Origin of the sequence: Streptomyces sp. NPDC090445 (assembly GCF_044769385.1) — a bacterium.
In the GTDB taxonomy this organism is placed as follows: Bacteria; Actinomycetota; Actinomycetes; order Streptomycetales; family Streptomycetaceae; genus Streptomyces.
This window is the reverse complement of the sequence record NZ_JBIVXV010000017.1, coordinates 56,025-73,136: the sequence shown is the minus strand read 5'-3', so window position 1 is coordinate 73,136 and position 17,112 is coordinate 56,025. Positions and strand designations below refer to the sequence as shown.

General features: G+C 72.5%; 18 protein-coding genes. 1 reads left to right on the top strand and 17 read right to left on the bottom strand.

Translation table 11 applies throughout. The features are described from left to right. Positions 1-435: 435 nt before the first annotated feature. From ACIQUT_RS27030 to proS, 15 genes are all read right to left on the bottom strand, one after another. Positions 436-2,079, bottom strand: coding sequence for a YifB family Mg chelatase-like AAA ATPase (locus ACIQUT_RS27030; RefSeq protein ID WP_403566400.1), 1,644 nt, complete (start codon positions 2,077-2,079; stop codon positions 436-438). Next, positions 2,079-2,450, bottom strand: a complete 372-nt coding sequence (locus tag ACIQUT_RS27025; RefSeq protein WP_403566398.1) for a YraN family protein — start codon at positions 2,448-2,450, stop codon at positions 2,079-2,081. The genes ACIQUT_RS27030 and ACIQUT_RS27025 overlap by 1 nt, the downstream gene beginning before the upstream one ends. Before the next feature lie 119 nt (positions 2,451-2,569). After that, on the bottom strand, positions 2,570-2,878 hold the full coding sequence (locus tag ACIQUT_RS27020) for a DUF2469 domain-containing protein (protein ID WP_179178094.1): 309 nt from the start codon (positions 2,876-2,878) through the stop codon (positions 2,570-2,572). A 55-nt stretch (positions 2,879-2,933) separates the two neighbouring features. Continuing rightward, on the bottom strand, positions 2,934-3,437 hold the full coding sequence (locus ACIQUT_RS27015; protein WP_403566396.1) for an NUDIX hydrolase: 504 nt from the start codon (positions 3,435-3,437) through the stop codon (positions 2,934-2,936). Beyond that, entirely contained in the window at positions 3,427-4,236 is an 810-nt protein-coding gene (gene lepB, locus ACIQUT_RS27010) for a signal peptidase I (protein ID WP_403566394.1), read from the bottom strand. The genes ACIQUT_RS27015 and lepB (ACIQUT_RS27010) overlap by 11 nt, the downstream gene beginning before the upstream one ends. A gap of 42 nt (positions 4,237-4,278) precedes the next feature. Beyond that, positions 4,279-5,106, bottom strand: a complete 828-nt coding sequence (lepB, locus tag ACIQUT_RS27005) for a signal peptidase I (protein ID WP_403566520.1) — start codon at positions 5,104-5,106, stop codon at positions 4,279-4,281. A 166-nt stretch (positions 5,107-5,272) separates the two neighbouring features. Next, a complete protein-coding gene (gene lepB, locus ACIQUT_RS27000) occupies positions 5,273-6,358 on the bottom strand; it encodes a signal peptidase I (RefSeq protein WP_403566392.1) in 1,086 nt (361 codons plus the stop codon). Then, entirely contained in the window at positions 6,351-7,127 is a 777-nt protein-coding gene (gene lepB / locus ACIQUT_RS26995; protein WP_403566391.1) for a signal peptidase I, read from the bottom strand. The genes lepB (ACIQUT_RS27000) and lepB (ACIQUT_RS26995) overlap by 8 nt, the downstream gene beginning before the upstream one ends. 43 nt (positions 7,128-7,170) lie before the next feature. Then, on the bottom strand, positions 7,171-7,521 hold the full coding sequence (gene rplS, locus ACIQUT_RS26990) for a 50S ribosomal protein L19 (protein WP_403566390.1): 351 nt from the start codon (positions 7,519-7,521) through the stop codon (positions 7,171-7,173). Between the two features lie 133 nt (positions 7,522-7,654). Continuing rightward, complete coding sequence (trmD, locus tag ACIQUT_RS26985; RefSeq protein ID WP_403566388.1) at positions 7,655-8,476, bottom strand: tRNA (guanosine(37)-N1)-methyltransferase TrmD; 822 nt, start codon at positions 8,474-8,476, stop codon at positions 7,655-7,657. Then, positions 8,476-9,027, bottom strand: coding sequence for a ribosome maturation factor RimM (gene rimM / locus ACIQUT_RS26980; RefSeq protein WP_403566386.1), 552 nt, complete (start codon positions 9,025-9,027; stop codon positions 8,476-8,478). The genes trmD and rimM overlap by 1 nt, the downstream gene beginning before the upstream one ends. A gap of 81 nt (positions 9,028-9,108) precedes the next feature. Next, positions 9,109-9,348: an RNA-binding protein gene (locus ACIQUT_RS26975; RefSeq protein WP_031107040.1), complete on the bottom strand. Its 240-nt coding sequence runs from the start codon at positions 9,346-9,348 to the stop codon at positions 9,109-9,111. 2 nt (positions 9,349-9,350) lie between these two features. After that, complete coding sequence (rpsP, locus tag ACIQUT_RS26970) at positions 9,351-9,788, bottom strand: 30S ribosomal protein S16 (RefSeq protein ID WP_179176226.1); 438 nt, start codon at positions 9,786-9,788, stop codon at positions 9,351-9,353. A gap of 216 nt (positions 9,789-10,004) precedes the next feature. After that, the gene (locus ACIQUT_RS26965) at positions 10,005-10,604 is read right to left on the bottom strand and encodes a hypothetical protein (RefSeq protein ID WP_403566385.1); all 600 of its coding nucleotides are present in this window, start codon (positions 10,602-10,604) and stop codon (positions 10,005-10,007) included. Between the two features lie 226 nt (positions 10,605-10,830). Then, positions 10,831-12,243 carry a proline--tRNA ligase gene (gene proS / locus ACIQUT_RS26960; RefSeq protein ID WP_403566383.1) on the bottom strand — a complete coding sequence of 471 codons (1,413 nt, stop codon included), beginning with the start codon at positions 12,241-12,243 and terminating at the stop codon, positions 10,831-10,833. Between the two features lie 131 nt (positions 12,244-12,374). Here proS and ACIQUT_RS26955 point away from each other — a divergent pair, with 131 nt between their 5' ends. After that, positions 12,375-13,052: an SAM-dependent methyltransferase gene (locus tag ACIQUT_RS26955; protein ID WP_403566382.1), complete on the top strand. Its 678-nt coding sequence runs from the start codon at positions 12,375-12,377 to the stop codon at positions 13,050-13,052. Positions 13,053-13,089: 37 nt separating this feature from the next. On the opposite strand, the gene ftsH is transcribed toward ACIQUT_RS26955, so the two are convergent. Together ftsH and ffh are read right to left on the bottom strand one after the other, a co-directional pair. Continuing rightward, complete coding sequence (gene ftsH / locus ACIQUT_RS26950) at positions 13,090-15,060, bottom strand: ATP-dependent zinc metalloprotease FtsH (RefSeq protein ID WP_403566380.1); 1,971 nt, start codon at positions 15,058-15,060, stop codon at positions 13,090-13,092. A gap of 108 nt (positions 15,061-15,168) precedes the next feature. Continuing rightward, positions 15,169-16,737 (bottom strand): signal recognition particle protein, encoded by a 1,569-nt coding sequence (gene ffh / locus ACIQUT_RS26945; RefSeq protein WP_403566379.1) that lies wholly within the window; start codon positions 16,735-16,737, stop codon positions 15,169-15,171. Positions 16,738-17,112 lie beyond the last annotated feature (375 nt).

Here is a 17,112-nt window from a genome sequence, read left to right as displayed (position 1 = left end):
AGACCGGCCCCTGCGCCGACGCCGGACCCTCAGCCGAGGCCGGGGCTGGGCCCTGGGCCGACGCCGGACCCTGGGCCGAAGCCGGACCCTGGGCCGAAGCCGAAGCCGAAGCCGAAGCCGAGGCCGGGGCCGGGGCCGGGGCTGGGCCCTGGGCCGACGCCGGACCCTGAGCCGAGAGCGGCTCCTGGGCCGACGCCGAACCCCCAGCTGGGGCCAGTCCCTGCACCGAGACCAGGGCCGGGCCCATGGCCGAGGCCGAACCCTGGGTCGGGGCCGGTCCTTGCACCGAGGCCGACGCCGGAGCCTGGGCCGATACCGGACCCTGAGCCGGGGCCGGGCCTTGGGACGGGGCTGGACCCTGGGAAGGGGACGGGGCCGGGCCTTGGGACGGGGTGGCGCCCGGTGGTGGCTGCCGGTCGGGGCCCCGGGCCGCGGTCACGGCGCGGTTCCCGCGGCCAGGACGGCGCCGCGGCCGATCCCGGTCCGCAGTTCCAGCGCGACGGCCACGTCGAGCGCGTCGGGCCGGTCGTTGCCCCGCAGGTCGGCCACCGTCCAGGCGACCCGCAGCACCCGGTCCAGCCCCCGGGCCGTGAGCAGCCCGCGCTCCAGGTCCCGCTCGGCCTGCGCCATCGCCCCGGGCGCCGCCGGCCAGCGGGTCCGCAGCTCGTGTCCGGGGATCTCGGCGTTGAGCCGCCACGGGGTGCCGGCCAGCCGGGCGGCGGCGCGGTCCCGGGCCCGCCGGACCCGGGCGGCGACCACCGCCGTGGTCTCCCCGCGGCCGCCGCCGAGCAGCTCGGAGCGGCCGACGGGCTCGACCCCGACGCGCAGGTCCACCCGGTCCAGCAGCGGCCCGGACAGCCGCGCCTGGTAGCGCCGGACGGCCGAGGCGGGGCACTCGCAGCCGGCGCCCGGCAGCCCGTGCCGCCCGCACGGGCAGGGGTTCGCCGCGAGGACCATGAGGAACCTCGCCGGCAGCTGCACCACCCCGGCGGCCCGGGCGATGACCACCCGCCCCGATTCGAGGGGCTGGCGCAGCGCGTCCAGCGCCTTCGTGCCGAACTCCGCGGCCTCGTCGAGGAAGAGCACGCCGCGGTGGGCCAGGGAGACCGCCCCGGGCCGGGGCACGCCCGCCCCGCCGCCGACCAGCGACTGCATCGTCGCCGAGTGGTGGGGCGCGCAGTACGGGGGCCTGCCGACCAGCGGATCGCCGGGCGGCAGGATGCCCGCGACCGAGTGGACGGCGGTGACCTCCAGGGAGTCCTGCCGGGTGAGGGGCGGCAGGATCCAGGGGAGCCGCTCGGCCAGCATCGTCTTGCCGGCGCCCGGGGGTCCGCTGAGGAAGAGGTGGTGGCCCCCGGAGGCGGCCACCTCCAGGGCCCGGCGGGCCGTGTGCTGCCCGGCGACGTCACGCAGGTCGGGGAAGTCCGCGGCCTCCCCGGCCGCTCCCCCGCCCGGCACGACCCCGGTGCCCAGCCCGGCGCCCGGGACCAGCAGGCCCGCCGGTCCGGGGCCCGGCCCGGGGCCCGGCCGCCCGGCCTCGTCCGGCGGCTCCTCGTCGGGGACCGTCCCGCCGGTGAGGACGGCGATCAGGTCGCGCAGGCTGCCCACGCCGAGCACGGAGACGTCCGGGACCAGCCGCGCCTCGGCGGCGCACCGCCGGGGCACGACCACGCTGCGGTATCCGGCCTCCGCGGCGGCGAGGACCGCGGGCAGCACGCCCGGCACGGGGCGGACCCGGCCGTCCAGGCCCAGCTCCCCGACGAGCACCAGGTCGGCGATGACCGCGGGATCGACCACCTCGGCCGCCCCCAGCACCGCCGCGGCCACGGCCAGGTCGAAGCCGGCGCCCGATTTCGGCACCGAGGCGGGGCTGAGCCCGACCGTGAGCTTCTTCTGCGGCCAGGCGGCGCCCGAGTTCACGACGGCGGCGCGGACCCGGTCCCGGCTTTCGACGAGGGTCTTGTCGGGCAGCCCCACCAGCGTGAACGCCGCCACACCGGGCTCCAGGTCGGCCTGGACCTCCACCACCACGCCCTCGACGCCCACCAGGGCGACCGAGCAGGCCCGTGCGAAGCCCATCACGCCACCCCCCGGACGTGCTCCACCACGGGCGCGCCGCGCCGCGGCAGCAGGACACCGACCAGGTCGATGCGCACCCCGCCCGGGGGCGGTCCGCCGTGGTCGGCGAGCCAGCGCCCGGCGAGCCTCCGCAGCCGCTCGGCCTTGCCCGGCCGGACCGCGGCCATGGGATGCTCGAACGGCCCCGCCCGGCGGGTCTTGACCTCGCACACGACGAGGGCGTCACCGTCCCGCGCGACGATGTCGATCTCCCCGGCCCGGCACCGCCAGTTCCGTGCGATGACCGTCATGCCGGCCTCGGCCAGCCGCCGCGCCGCCAGATCCTCCCCGTACCGCCCCAGCGCCTGTCGCGCCACGCCCTTCGCGTTCATCGGGCACCACCTCCGGCCCCGACGATCCCGCGGACCCGCCCACCCTGTGGATCTTGGTGGACGGCCGGGCCGTTGTGGACAACCCGCTCACCCCCGAGGGGGAGGGATCCGGGGAGGGATCAGCTGCCCGGGAGTTCGAGGTCGGTCTTGTTGAGCTCCTCGATGTTCACGTCCTTGAAGGTCAGCACCCGTACCTGCTTCACGAAGCGGGCCGGCCGGTACATGTCCCACACCCAGGCGTCGGCCATCGTGACTTCGAAGAACACCTCTCCCTGCACCGAGTGCACCTGCATCTCGTAGTCGTTCGTCAGGTAGAAGCGGCGTTCCGTCTCGATCACGTACTTGAACAGCCCGACGACGTCGCGGTACTCGCGATAGAGCTTCAGCTCCATCTCGGTCTCGTACTTCTCGAGGTCCTCGGCGCTCATGGCATGTTCCCCTTCAGCCGTGCGTCTCCCTATTGTGCGGCAGGCCGAGGCGGCCCTAGACGATTTCCGGCGCCAGCTGCACCGGCGTGGCCGGGGGGCCGTCGTCCAACAGTGTGCGCAGCAGCTCTGCCAGCCGGGTCGGGTACACCGTCTCGCGGGCCGCCAGGAGCTCCTCCGGCGTCCACCACCTGGCCCCCTTGACGCTGCGCTGCTCCAGCTCGGTGAGCCCGTGCGGCTCTGTCCGGGTCTGCGCGGTCCGGGCCAGGTAGTACCACTCGTCCTGCTCCCAGCGCCGCCCGTCGAACGGGAAGGAGCAGTACCGGTGCCACAGCACCGGCCCCAGTTCCACCTCGGTGATGCCGGTTTCCTCGGCGAGTTCCCGCAGCGCGGCCTGCGCCCGGCTCTCGCCGCCCTCCAGCCCGCCGCCCGGGGTGAACCACCAGTCGACCGTCGGGTCGCCGGGCTCGAAGCCGTGCAGCAGCAGGATCCGGTCCTCGGGGTCCAGCAGGATCACCCGGGACACCTTGCGCGGGCCGTCCGCGGCCAGGTCAGCGGACACCGGCGGTCCCCTGCCTGCGGCCGCGCCCCAGGACTCGCGCGAGCGGCCCGTACGCGGCCCCCAGCACCACCAGCGCGGCCCCGGCGGCGACGGCGGCGAGCTGGAGCCGCAGCGGCCCCGGCTGCGAGGTCCCGCCGGGCAGGCCGGCGTACGCCGGCGGCCGGCCGACCATGGTCATGGAGGGCCAGGCCAGGGCGTCGACGCGGCCGCGGACGGTGGAGCGGGCCACGGTCCCCTGGCCGGCCTCCTGGAGGTGGGCCCGGGAGTCGAGGGAGTTGGAGCGCTTGTCGCCGAGCAGGAAGAGGTTGCCCTCGGGCACGGTCACCTCGAACGGGGTGCTGGCCGGGGAGCCCGCGGGGGCCGTGCCGTCCGGCGTCACGGGCCGGGTGCGGTCGATGTAGGGCTCGTCCAGCTCCTTGCCGTTCACGCTGAGCCGGCCGCCCTCCCCGCAGCACCTCACGGTGTCGCCGCCGATGCCGACGACCCTCTTGACCATGGGGGAGTCGCTCCACATGGCATCAGTGAAGATGACGATGTCCCCGCGCCGCACCTCGCCGCCGTCGATGCGCTGGGCGAGCACCCGGTCGCCGGGCTTCACCGCCGGCGTCATCGAGTCGGTCGGCACCGTGTAGGGCTGGTAGAGCAGCGCGGCCCATACGAAGCCCCCCAGGAAGAGCACAAAGCCGACGGCCACGGCGACCCCGGACAACACGTTGCCGACACCGCCGCGGCCGTCACTGCCACTGCGTATTTCCTGCGTACTGCTTGTCTGTGTAGTGCCTTTCGGCGTTCCGCCCATAGCAGCGCCCCCACATCCGGGATCGACGACCTGGGCGGCACCCTACCTGCCGGTAGTCCCGCTGGTCAGCCTCCGCCGGCGCCACACCACGACGGGCACGGCTCCGGCGAGCCCCAGCGCGGCCGGGCCGGCGCCGATCGCCTTGGCCGCGGCCTGGTCCCCGAGGCCCGGCTGGTCGAACGTGTCCGGAACCGGCAGGGTCGACCAGCGGGTGAGCGGCCACGCGACGACCACGGCCCGCCCGACGACCTTGTCGACCGGCACGAAGCCCTGGGTGGAGTCCTGCATGTGGTAGCGGGAGTCCTGCGAGTTCTGGCGGTGGTCGCCCATCACCCAGAGCTTGCCCTTGGGCACGGTCAGCGGGCCGAAGGGGGCGTCGTCGCACGGGGTGTTCCCCGGGAAGACGTACGGCTCGTCCAACGGCTTGCCGTTGACGACGACCGGTCCGCCCTTCTTGCACTCGACCGTGTCCCCGCCGATGGCGATGACCCGCTTGATCAGGTCCTTCTCGTCCGCGGACGGCATCAGGCCGATCTTGCTGAGGATCGTCTGCAGGAAGTTGGGCTCCGGGGTGGGCTCCCCGGCCAGCCAGCTCGCCGGGTCGTGGAAGACCACGACCTCGCCGCGCTCGGGCTCCGAGCCGAACCACGGGGTCAGCTTGTCCACGAGCACCCGGTCGCCGCGCTGCAGGGTGTTCTGCATCGAGTCGGACGGGATCGAGAACGCCTGCACCAGGAAGGTCTTGATCAGCAGGGCGAGCAGCAGGGCGATGCCGATGAGGAGCGGGAGCTCCTTCCAGAACGACCGCTGCGGGTGCTCCTCGGCGCCGTCCTCGGCGTCCTCGGCCTCGCCCTCGGCATCGCGATTGATGCCGTCCGGCCGCTCCTCGCCTTCATCGCGTCCGGATCGCGCACCCACCGCCACGTCCCCCACATCCACTCCTCACTCGGATTTGCCGCCCGCGCCGGATACGGCACAGGTCCTCCCCTCCCTTAACGAGCGGGAGTTCCCTAAGGCTCGGGAGACCGAGGACACACTATGCGAAGGGCGGTCCTCCGCGGCGCCCGCGGCGGCCGCGTCGCCCGCTGCGTTGCTGATCGGGCACGGTGGCGAACGTCGCGGGCTGCTCCAGCCTGCGCCAGTGGTCGAACGGCCAGGCGATGACCACGGCCTCCCCGACGACGCCCTTCTCGTCGATGGTGCCCTGGAACGGCTCGTCGAGGTGGAACCGGGAATCGGCCGAATTCGCCCGGTGGTCGCCCATGACGAACAGCCGCCCGGGCGGCACCTGCACCTCGAAGCGGATCTCGGAGGGGGCGTTTCCGGGGTTCACGTACGGCTCATCGAGCGGCGCCCCGTTGACGGTGACCCGGCCCTGGGCGTCGCAGCACACGACGGTGTCGCCGCCGACGGCGATGACCCGCTTGATCAGGTCCTGCTCGTCGGCCGAGGGCAGCAGGCCGATGAACGTCAGGACCTGCTTGATCTGCTTGACGCCCACCGGGTCGCGGGGCGGGCGCGCGGCCTCGCCCTTGAGCCAGCCCCCGGGGTCCTTGAACACGACGACGTCGCCCCGCTCGATCGGGGAGCCGAACCACGGGGTGAGCTTGTCGACGAGGACCCGGTCGCCGATCCGGATGGTCTGCTCCATGGACCCGGACGGGATGAAGAACGCCTGGACCAGGAAGGTCTTCAGGAGGAGCGCGATGCACAGCGCGGCGACCACCAGCAGGGGCAGCTCGCCCGCCCGGCGCGTGCGCCTGCGCCTGCGGATCCGGCGGGCCAGCCGGCGCCGCTCGGCCCGGCCGCCGCCCTCCGGCCCGCCGGCCGGCGCGGCGGGCCGCTTGCGGGACCGCGTCTCCGGCTCCGGCTCTGTCGCACGGCCGCGGCGCGGCCGCTCGGCCCGCCGCTGTTCGGCGCGGCCACCGCCGCGCGCCCCCTCGCCGCGCGCCCTCGCAGCGCGGCTGCCCTCGCCGCGTGCGCTCTCACCTCGTGTGCTCTCGCCGCGCGTGCCCTCGCCACCCGCCCGGCCGGTCCGTGCTGCGTCGTCGCGCAGCAGGTCGGCGGCGCTGACCCGGTCGGTGCGCCCCCGCCCGCCGCGGGACCGTCCGCGGCTACCCATGGCCGCCGCCTGCCGCGCCGCCGCCGCGTGGGCCGGTCGTACCCCAGCGCGCGACGGGCCAGCCGATCCAGTCGGCCCGCCCGATCACCTTCTCCACCGGCACCATCCCTCCGCCGGGCTCGCCCAAGTGGTCCCGCGAGTCCCGGGACTGGGAGCGGTGGTCGCCCATGACCCACAGGGTTCCCAGGGGCACCACGATCCGGAACGGGACCTTCGACGGGGTGTCGCCCGGGTACAGGTACGGCTCGTCCACCGGCGTCCCGTTGACCTTGATCCGTCCGCCGGCGTCGCAGCACACCACGTCGTCGCCGCCGACCCCGACGACCCGTTTGACGAAGTCCGTGTCGGACGGCTCGCCGATCCCGAGGGTGGAAGCCGCCCCGCGCACGAGCCCGGTGAGCCGGTTCTCCGCGGCCGGCTCCTGCACGAAGGAGCCGGTGCCGTCGAACACGACCACGTCCCCGCGCCGCGGTTGACTGCCGAAACGGTACGCCAGCTTGTTGACCAGGACCCGGTCCCCGACCTGCAGCGTCGGCTCCATCGACTTGCTCGGGATGAGGAAGGGCTGCACCACGAAGTTGCTGAGCAGCAGCAGGAAGACCGTGCACAGCACGCCGAGGACCGCGGCGCCGCGCCAGGTCGGCAGCGCCCGCAGGCCCCGCCGGGCGAGACTCCGGGCGGACGCCCGGCCGAAAGCAGAACGCGGCCGCTCCTCCCCCGTGCCGGGGGCGGAGCGGCCGCGTCGAGTGAGCTCTGCTTCGGTTTCCATTGGGGGGAGCCTATCCGGCCTCCCCCTGGATCCGGAGAGGAGATCAGCGGTCGCGCTTCTCCTTGATCTTCGCGGCCTTGCCGCGGAGCTCACGGAGGTAGTACAGCTTGGCGCGACGCACGTCACCGCGGGTGACGACCTCGATCTTCTCGAAGATCGGGGAGTTCACCGGGAAGGTGCGCTCGACACCGACGCTGAAGGAGACCTTGCGAACGGTGAAGGTCTCGGAGACGCCGGCGCCCTGGCGGCGGATGACGACACCCTTGAACTGCTGGATACGGGAGCGGTTGCCCTCGATGACGCGGACGTGGACGTTGACGGTGTCACCCGGGCGGAAGGCCGGGACGTCCGAGCGCAGCGTGGCGGCGTTGATGCCGTCGAGCAGGTGAGACATGTTCTTCGTCTGCTTTCTTCGCACGACGCCACAGGTCGCCGGTGCGGGTTTTCGTAGAGAATTCGGGAGCCGCGTCACCCGTCGTACGACTGTCCCCCTGTGGCAGGGGCGTACGCGAGCACACAGCAGCCGCTCATTCTTCCACGGCCTCGGGCCTGCGCCAAAATCGGCCGTCGGCGGTCGGCTGCCAGCCCAGGGCGCCGAGCAGCGCCCGGTCCTTCTTGTCGTACGCGGACGCCTCGCAGCGCTCGATCAGGTCCGGGCGGTTCCGCGCGGTCCGGCGCAGTGCCTCGTCGCGGCGCCACCGGGCGATCTTCCCGTGGTGCCCGCTGAGGAGCACGTCCGGGATGCCGCGGCCGCGCCACTCGGGGGGCTTGGTGTAGACGGGCCCCTCCAGCAGGTTCTCCATCTCGCCGGGGGCGAAGGAGTCGTCGCGGTGCGATTCGGCGTTGCCGAGGACGCCGGGCAGCAGCCGGGCCACGGCCTCGGTGATCACAAGCACCGCCGCCTCGCCGCCCGCCAGGACGTAGTCGCCGATGGAGACCTCGTAGACCGGCATGCGCGTGGCGTACTCGTCCATGACGCGGCGGTCGATGCCCTCGTAGCGGGCGGGGGTGAAGATCAGCCAGGGCCGCTCGGAGAGCTCGACGGCGAGTTCCTGGGTGAAGGGGCGGCCGCTGGGCGTGGGCACGACCAGGACGGGCCCGTGGGCGCCGGCCTCGTACCCGTCGGCCAGGGCCTCGTCGAGGGCCTCGCCCCACGGCCCGGTCTTCATCACCATGCCGGGGCCGCCGCCGTACGGGGTGTCGTCGACGGTGTTGTGCCGGTCGTACGTCCAGTCGCGCAGGTCGTGGACGTGTACGCCGAGCTGCCCGCGGGCCCGCGCCTTGCCGACGAGGGAGACGTTCAGCGGCTCCAGGTACTCGGGGAAGATCGTGACGACGTCGAGCCGCATCAGGCCTCTTCCCCGTTGTCGCGCGCGGAGACGGTCTCGGCGCGGTCGTCGATCAGCCCGGGCGGCGGGGTGATGACGCAGCGCTGCTCCTCCAGGTCGATCTCGGCGACGATCTCCTCGACGAAGGGGATCATCACCTCGGAGCCGTCCTCCCGCTCGACGATGAACAGGTCCTGCGAGGGCAGGTGGCTGATCTCGGTGATCCGGCCGACCTCGGTGCCGTCCTCCAGGACGACGTCCAGGTCGATCAGCTGGTGGTCGTAGTACTCGTCGGGCTCCTCGGGCAGCTCCGCCGGGTCCACCTCGGCGATCAGCAGGGTGTTGCGCAGCGCCTCGGCGCCGTTGCGGTCCCTGACGCCCTCGAACCGCAGCAGGAGGCGCCCGCTGTGCACACGGCCCGTCTCGATGGTCAGCGGACCCGTGGAGGCCGGCTCCGTCATCAGAACGGCACCGGGGGCGAGCCGCAGCTCCGGCTCGTCGGTCCGCACCTCGACGGTGACCTCACCCTTGATCCCGTGGGCGCGGCCGATCCGCGCGACTACCAGCTGCACTGTCTGTCTCTCCTGTCCAGACGACGACGGGCCGGGGCGGGCACGCATGCCCTCCCCGGCCCGTGCCGGTGATTCAACTGCTCAGCGGACGTGGTCCACGTCGACGAGGTCGACGCGGATTCCGCGGCCGCCGATGGCGCCCACGACGGTACGCAGGGCACGTGCGGTGCGGCCGTTGCGGCCGATCACCTTCCCGAGGTCGTCCGGGTGGACCCGGACCTCGAGCACCTGGCCGCGCCGCAGGTTGCGCGAGGCGACCTGCACGTCGTCGGGGTTGTCCACAATGCCCTTTACGAGGTGCTCAAGAGCCTCCTCGAGCATGCTCAGGCCTCGGTCGACTCGGCGGCGGCCTCAGCCTCGTCCGCCTTCTTGTCGGCCTTCTTCTTCTGCGTGATGGCCTCGCCCTTGGTCTCGCCGATGCCCTCGAGGGCCTTGGCGAACTCCTCGAAGGAGCGGCGCTTGTCTTCCTTGGTGGCCGGCTGCAGCAGCGGCGCCGGGGCCGGCAGGCCCTTGTGCTTCTGCCAGTCGCCGGTCAGCTTCAGGATGGCGAGGACGGCGTCGGTCGGCTGGGCGCCGACGGACAGCCAGTACTGCGCGCGCTCGGCGTTGACCTCGATGCGCGAGGGGTTGTAAGTCGGCTGGTAGATGCCGATCTCCTCGATCGCGCGGCCGTCCCGGCGGGTGCGGGCGTCGGCGACGACGATGCGGTAGTGGGGAGAGCGAATCTTGCCGAGGCGCTTGAGCTTGATCTTGACTGCCACTGGAGTGGTGTCTCCTGAACTTGACGTGGTTGGGCACTTTGAGATGCCACGTGGGGTTGCGGTACTCGGGTGCCCGATGGACGCGTCAGCCGGAGGAGAGAGGGGTCCTATGCGACTGTCGAGTACAGCTTGTCATTGTGCCACATGCCGACGGCGCCTCCTCCCCGGGCCCGGTGGTCAGTGGCACACCGTGCCGCGGCGCCACGCGCCGCCGGCTCAGGACGCGGCGGCGGTGACGGCGACCTCGGGGATGCGGAACGGCTTCATGCAGCCTCCGCACACGATCGGCGCCTGGGCCAGTACGGAGGGGACCACCCGCACGTTGCGCCCGCAGTCGCAGACGGCCTTGACGCGCACGCCGCCGCCCGAGGAGCCGTGCCGTGCGGCCGGCCCGCGGAAGCTGCGCTTGGTGTCCGCGGCCGTCGCGACGGTGTGCGCCTTCAGCGCGCGCTGCAGCCGCTCCATGGTGGGGCGGTAGCGCTTCTTCGCCTCCGGGTTGAGCGTGACCAGCGAGAAGCCGCTGCTCGGGTGCGGCTCGTCGGAGTGGTCCAGGCCCATCTCCTCGGCGATCGCGAGGAATCTGCGGTTGTGGTAGCGGCCGGCCCGGGAGGTGTCGCGCACTCCGCGGGCAGCGGCGATGCCGTGGACTGCCTCGTGCAGCAGTCGCTCGAAGGAGAGCTCGGCGCCGCAGGCGGACGAGGACTCTCCGATCAGGGATTCGGGGGCGGCAAGATCGGGCAGCTCGGGGTGGTACCGCTGAATGTCGGCCCACGCCTGCGCCAGCTCTGCGGCGAGAACAGGTGGTGTCGTGCTCACGTCGTGACAACGAGCCGAGGGGCCTCGGTGTTCCGATTCCGGGCCATTCCAAATTTTTTGCACGTACCAGTCAGTTCAGCCTGATGCGTCCCGACGAGGACGGGTGCGCCGATCCCAGGATGAGTCGGTACGTAACGGCGACCGGAACGCGTCAGCCCCGGCGCGCGGCTCGTGCCGCACGCCGGGGCTGCGTGAGTATCACCCTGTGTCGATCACCGATCGGCGATCAGTACGAGCGCGCGACGATGGCGAGCGTACCGGGCGCATCGTCCGACTCCGGGACCGACCCGTCCTCGGCGATCAGGCACCGCACGGTCACGGCCTGCTCGCCCAGCTTGGCCTCGCCCTCCGGGCCCAGCACGTCCCACGGGATCCGCGCCCAGCCGCCGGCGACCGCGGCCTCGGCGGCCTCCTCGAGGGTGGCCACGTCGGTGGTGCGGGACTCCCGGCGCTCGCGGGACTCGCGCAGCAGCTGCGCCTGGTCCTCCTCCAGCACCTTGGGCAGCAGGTCCGTCAGGGCGTCGATCTGCACCGGCTCCTTGCCGCCCGGGATCCGGCGGGCCAGCATCGCGGTGCCGGCCTCCAGGTCGCGGGGGCCGATCTCGATGCGCACCGGTACGCCCTTGAGCTCCCAGTCCACGGCGCGGCGGCCGAACGGGACGTCGACGCGGTCGTCGACGTGCACCCGCAGGCCGGAGGCCTTCAGGCGGGCGCCCAGCTCGCGCACCTTGGCCACGGCCTCGTCGCCCTTGATCGCCATGACGACGACCTGGACGTGGGCCAGGCGCGGCGGGACCCGCAGGCCGTTGTCGTCGCCGTGGGACATGATCAGACCGCCGACCATGCGGGTGGAGACACCCCAGGAGGTCTGCCAGACCAGCTCCTGCTTGCCCTCCTTGGACAGGTAGGAGGTGTGGAACGCCTTGGCGAAGTTCTGGCCGAGCTCGTGGCTCGTGCCCAGCTGCAGGGCCTTGCCGTCGCCCATCATGCCCTCGAGGGTGAGGGTGTTGATGGCGCCGGCGAAGCGCTCCTTGGGGGTCTTGCGGCCGAGCACGACGTCGATGCCGAGCACGTTGGTCATGAAGTCGCCGTACACGTTCCGGTGGATGTGCGCGGCGTAGTCGCGGGCGTCCTCGTACGTGGCGTGGGCGGTGTGGCCCTCCTGCCAGAGGAACTCACTCGTACGGAGGAAGACGCGGGGGCGCATCTCCCAGCGGACCACGTTGGCCCACTGGTTGATCAGCAGGGGCAGGTCGCGGTAGCTCTGCACCCACTTCGAGAAGTAGTCGTTGATGATCGTCTCGGAGGTGGGGCGGACGACGACCGGCTCCTCCAGCTCCTTGCCGCCGCCGTGGGTGACGACCGCGAGCTCGGGGGCGAAGCCCTCGACGTGCTCGGCCTCCTTGGTCAGGTAGGCCTGCGGGATGAACATCGGGAAGTACGCGTTCTGGGCGCCCGACTCCTTGATGCGGGCGTCCATCTCCTGCTGCATCCGCTCCCACAGCCCGTAGCCGTACGGTCGGATGACCATCGTGCCGCGCACTGGGCCGTTGTCGGCCAGTTCGGCCTTGTTGATCAGATCCTGGTACCAGCGGGGGAAATCCTCCGCCTGGGGGGTGAGAACGGGAGCCTTTGCCATGGCGCGAATGGTACGGCGCCGGGCGCTCCATCCGTGAATCGGGTGGCGCACTCCTCTGGACGCGCGGGCGAATGGGGAGTTCTCTGGCAACGGGGGCACGGGGGCGACAAGGAATCAGGAGCGCTCTTTCGATGACACCGACGCCGACGCCGACACTCGCCGCCCGGGACTGGGCGGAGATCCAGGAGCGGATGCTCGTACCGCTGTACGAGGCGGTCTTCGACCGGCTGGAGATCGGGCCGGGCGACCGGCTGCTCGGCCTGGACTGCGGAGCCGGGCTGGCCCTGCTGCTGGCCGAGGGGCGGGGAGCCGCGGCCACGGGCGTGGAGCCGGACCCGGCCCGGCGCGCGCTCGCACGCGAACGCCTGCTGGAGGTGGCGGCGACCCCGCCGACCGGGGTCCGGCCGTACGACGTGCTGCTCGGCTTCTCGACCTCGCCCGCGGCCCTGGCCGCGGCCCTGCCGGCCGTCCGGCGCGGCGGGGCGGTGGTCCTGGCCGGCTGGGGCCCGGCGGAGCGCTGCACGGTGCCGGCGGTGCACGGCTGCGGGCCGGTCCCGCAGGACCTGGACGCGCTGGCGGAGGCGGCCGGACTGGTGCCCGACGGCTCGGGCCGGGTGTTCTGCCCCTTCGGGTACGCCGACGCGGACAGCGCGGTGCGCGGCCTGCTCTCGACCGGGCTGTACGACCGCTCGTGCGACCCGGCACAGGTCGAGAAGGAGCTGGCCGAGGCACTTCACCCGTACGAGCGGGCCGACGGCGCCGTCTGGCTGCCGAACATCTTCCGCTACGTGATCGCCCGCGTGCCCTGACCGCGCGGGCGATCCCCGGCGGCCGGGGCGGCGCCGGTCACTTCGCCAGACGCGGGATGCCGGCCGCGGCGTACGCGGCGGCCTCGTCCAGCGTCTCGTTCGCCAGCAGGGCCTCGGCGAGGGCGTCGAGTTTCGGCCGGTGCTCGCGCAGCAGGCGGCAGGCCTCCATGTAGCACTCGTCCACGATCCGCCGCATCTCGTGGTCCACCGCGTCGAGCGTGGCAGGGGCCGCCACCAGGCCGTACGGGCTCTGCGGGTCCGACGGGATCGCGGTGAGGCGGCCGATGCGCTCGCTCATGCCCCACCGGCCGACCATGCCGCGGACGAGGCCGGTGGCCTGTTCCAGGTCGTTCTCGGACCCCGTGGTGATCACGTCGTACACGGTGTGCTCGGCCGCCATGCCGCCCAGGGCGCCGATGATCCGGCCGCGCAGGTACTCCTCGGTGTAGGCGTAGCGGTCCGCCTCCGGCGTGGACAGGGTCACGCCGAGCGCCCGGCCGCGCGGCACGATCGTGACCTTCCGGACCGGGTCGGCGCCCGGCTGGAGCATGCCGAGCAGCGCGTGCCCGCTCTCGTGGTACGCGGTGCGCCGGCGCTCCTCCTCCGGCATGACGAGCGGCCGCTCCGCGCCCAGCTGCACCTTCTCCAGGGCCTCGGACAGGTCGGCCGGCGTGACCTCGTCCCGCCCCCGCTTGACTGCCAGCAGGGCGGCCTCGTTGGCGAGGTTGGAGAGGTCGGCGCCGGTCATGCCGGGCGTCGTGGCGGCCACGTGCTCCAGGTCCACGTCCGGGGCGAGCGGGATGTCGCGGGTGTGGATGCGCAGGATCGCCGCGCGGCCGCTCTTGTCGGGCGGGGAGACCGTCACCGTGCGGTCGAAGCGGCCGGGGCGGGTGAGGGCCGGGTCCAGGACGTCGGCCCGGTTGGTCGCGGCGATCACGACCACGCCCTCGGAGCCGGAGAAGCCGTCCATCTCGGTCAGGATCTGGTTGAGGGTCTGCTCGCGCTCGTCGTGCCCGCCGATGCCTCCGCCGGCGCCGCGCGCCCGGCCGATGGTGTCGATCTCGTCGATGAAGATGATCGCGGGCGCGACCTTGCGCGCCTCGGCGAACAGCTCCCGGACGCGGGAGGCGCCGACGCCGACGATCATCTCGATGAACTCGGACGCCGAAGCGGAGAAGAACGGCACGCCCGCCTCGCCGGCGACCGCGCGCGCCAGCAGCGTCTTTCCCGTGCCGGGGAGGCCCGAGAGGAGCACGCCGCCGGGCATCCGGGCGCCCATCCTGCGGTACCGCTGCGGGTCCTTCAGGAAGTCGACGACGTCGTTCAGCTCGCCCGCGACCTCGTCGATGCCCGCCACGTCGTCGAAGGTGGTGCGCTTCGCGCCCTCCTGGAGCTCCACGGGCCGCGGCGGCGCCTTGCGGCCCAGCCCGCCGAGGCCGCCGCCCATCGCCGAGCCCATCCGGCGGGCGATGAACACCCACAGCAGGATCAGCAGCAGCATCGGGGCGAGCGAGAGCAGCAGGTTGGCCAGGAAGCTGCGCGCTACGACGACCGGGGAGGCCGTCACGTTCACGTTCTGCTTGGTGAGGTTGGCCCACAGGTCGTCCTCGGCGAAGGCGGGCCGCTGGGTGACGAACTTCGTGTAGTCGCCCTTGGCCTTGTCGCCGTCCGGCGGCAGCGGCTGCTTCGCCTTCAGCTCGCCCTGGATGGCGTCGCCCTTGGAGTAGATCTTCGAGACGTTCCCGGCTGTGACCTGCTTGCTGAACTCGGTGTACGAGATCGTCGGCTCGTCGCCCTCGTTGAAGAACGACAGCACCAGGTTGGTCACCAGGAAGACGACCAGGGCCGCGAGGATCAGCCCGCGCCAGCCGCCGGGCATCCGCTTCCTCGGCTGCTGGCTGGGCGGCGCGCCTTCGGACCGCCAGGGGGTGTCGGCCCGGTCGCGGGGCGGCGCGGGGGTGGGGCTGGGCACCGTGGCCTCCTTACTGCCGTCCCCCCGGCCGACCATAAGGGATATTCCGGACCACGGCTTCCGGACGCACGCGGGCCCCGGCCGCATCCCGCGGCCGGGGCCCGTACACAGGGCTCAGCGCCCTTTCACGAAGTGGTGCAGGGACTACTTCATGAACTTCTTGAACTCGTCCGGCAGGTCGAAGTCCTGACCCGACTGGCCGCCGGCCGGGAGGCCGAACGGGCTGCCCGCGGCGGCCGGGCCGCCCTGCGCGGCCTGCTCGCGGCGGGTGGCCGCCTCCAGCTCCTCCTGCTTGCGCTTCATCGGGTTGCCGCTCTTGCGCTTGCCCTTGGCCTGCTTGGGCTGCTTCTTCTGCCGGCCGGGGCCGCCGCCCATGCCCGGGATGCCCGGCATACCGGGCATCCCGCCGCCCTGGGCCATGCGGGACATCATCTTGCGGGCCTCGAAGAACCGCTCCACGAGGTTCTTGACGGCGCTGACCTCGACACCGGAGCCCTTGGCGATACGGGCGCGGCGCGAGCCGTTGATGATCGTCGGGTCCTGGCGCTCGGCCGGGGTCATCGACTTGATGATCGCGGCGGTGCGGTCGACGTCACGCTCGTCGATGTTGTTGATCTGGTCCTTGATCTGGCCCATGCCCGGCAGCATGCCGAGGAGCTTCGAGATGGAGCCCATCTTGCGGACCTGCTCCATCTGGGCCAGGAAGTCGTCGAGCGTGAACTCCTTCGGGCCCTTGGCGAGCTTGGCCGCCATCTTCTCGGCCTCGGCCTGCGAGAAGGTCTTCTCGGCCTGCTCGATGAGGGTGAGCATGTCACCCATGTCGAGGATCCGGCCCGCCATGCGGTCGGGGTGGAACGCGTCGAAGTCGTCGAGCTTCTCGCCGTTCGACGCGAACATGATCTGCTTGCCGGTGACGTGCGCGATGGAGAGCGCGGCACCACCGCGGGCGTCGCCGTCGAGCTTGGACAGCACCACGCCGTCGAAGCCGACGCCGTCGCGGAAGGCCTCGGCGGTGTTGACCGCGTCCTGACCGATCATCGCGTCGACGACGAACAGGATCTCATCGGGGTTGATCACGTCCCTGATGTCCGCGGCCTGCTGCATCATCTCGGCGTCGATGCCGAGGCGGCCGGCGGTGTCCACGATGACGATGTCGTGAACCTTGGTCTTCGCGTACTCGATCGAGTCCTTGGCCACCTGCACCGGGTCGCCGACACCGTTGCCCGGCTGTGGCGCGTAGACAGCCACCCCGGCCCGCTCCGCGACGACACTGAGCTGGTTGACGGCGTTCGGGCGCTGGAGGTCGCAGGCGACGAGCAGAGGGCTGTGGCCCTGGCCCTTCAGCCAGAAGCCGAGCTTTCCGGCGAGGGTGGTCTTACCGGCACCCTGGAGACCCGCGAGCATGATCACGGTCGGCGCGGTCTTGGCGAACCGCAGGCGGCGGGTCTCGCCGCCGAGGATCGAGACCAGCTCCTCGTTGACGATCTTGAGGACCTGCTGGCCCGGATTCAGAGCCTTGGAGACCTCGGCCCCCAGCGCCCTTTCCTTGACGTTCTTGATGAACGACCGGACGACCGGAAGGGCGACGTCCGCCTCGAGGAGCGCGATACGGATCTCCCGGGCCGCGGAGTCGACGTCTGCCTCGGACAAGCGCCCCTTGCCTCGCAGGGTCTTGAAAGTACTCGCCAGGCGGTCGGAGAGGGTATCGAACACGGCGCTCGCTGGTCCTTGGGGTCGGGGACGTTGAGAATCGTCATCCAGGGTATCCGGCCGCGCAGACGAATAGGCCCCGCCTGCCGGATGAGGCAGGCGGGGCTGTAATCCCCGCATGTACGGGGAGCAGGCATTGGACACCGCGGCGCCTCGGGCGCGCTCGGGGTCATCCCCGCCGGTTCACCTCCGCATCGGGGGGAGCACACCTCTACAACGAGCGGCCGACCGTCGGGGGACGGGTTGCTGTGCGGGGCACGCCCGGTGCGCTCAAACGCCGCGCGGGCTGGATCTTCCGGCCCCGCCGGCGTTCGAGGCACCGGGGTCCGGGGTGGAGCCCCGCCACGCGGCGGAGCCACAGATTCTGTGCAGCGGGAA

What these genes read in the sequence shown, in the direction of transcription:
- ACIQUT_RS26955 (WP_403566382.1), top strand. Translation starts at nt 12,375, where the DNA reads ATGACACCGACGCCGACGCCGACACTCGCCGCCCGGGACTGGGCGGAG.
- ACIQUT_RS26975 (WP_031107040.1), bottom strand. Translation starts at nt 9,348, where the DNA reads ATGCTCGAGGAGGCTCTTGAGCACCTCGTAAAGGGCATTGTGGACAAC.
- lepB (WP_403566394.1), bottom strand. Translation starts at nt 4,236, where the DNA reads ATGGGCGGAACGCCGAAAGGCACTACACAGACAAGCAGTACGCAGGAA.
- ACIQUT_RS27025 (WP_403566398.1), bottom strand. Translation starts at nt 2,450, where the DNA reads ATGAACGCGAAGGGCGTGGCGCGACAGGCGCTGGGGCGGTACGGGGAG.
- proS (WP_403566383.1), bottom strand. Translation starts at nt 12,243, where the DNA reads ATGGCAAAGGCTCCCGTTCTCACCCCCCAGGCGGAGGATTTCCCCCGC.
- ACIQUT_RS27030 (WP_403566400.1), bottom strand. Translation starts at nt 2,079, where the DNA reads ATGGGCTTCGCACGGGCCTGCTCGGTCGCCCTGGTGGGCGTCGAGGGC.
- lepB (WP_403566391.1), bottom strand. Translation starts at nt 7,127, where the DNA reads ATGGAAACCGAAGCAGAGCTCACTCGACGCGGCCGCTCCGCCCCCGGC.
- lepB (WP_403566392.1), bottom strand. Translation starts at nt 6,358, where the DNA reads ATGGGTAGCCGCGGACGGTCCCGCGGCGGGCGGGGGCGCACCGACCGG.
- trmD (WP_403566388.1), bottom strand. Translation starts at nt 8,476, where the DNA reads ATGCGGCTCGACGTCGTCACGATCTTCCCCGAGTACCTGGAGCCGCTG.
- rplS (WP_403566390.1), bottom strand. Translation starts at nt 7,521, where the DNA reads ATGTCTCACCTGCTCGACGGCATCAACGCCGCCACGCTGCGCTCGGAC.
- ftsH (WP_403566380.1), bottom strand. Translation starts at nt 15,060, where the DNA reads ATGGTCGGCCGGGGGGACGGCAGTAAGGAGGCCACGGTGCCCAGCCCC.
- ACIQUT_RS27020 (WP_179178094.1), bottom strand. Translation starts at nt 2,878, where the DNA reads ATGAGCGCCGAGGACCTCGAGAAGTACGAGACCGAGATGGAGCTGAAG.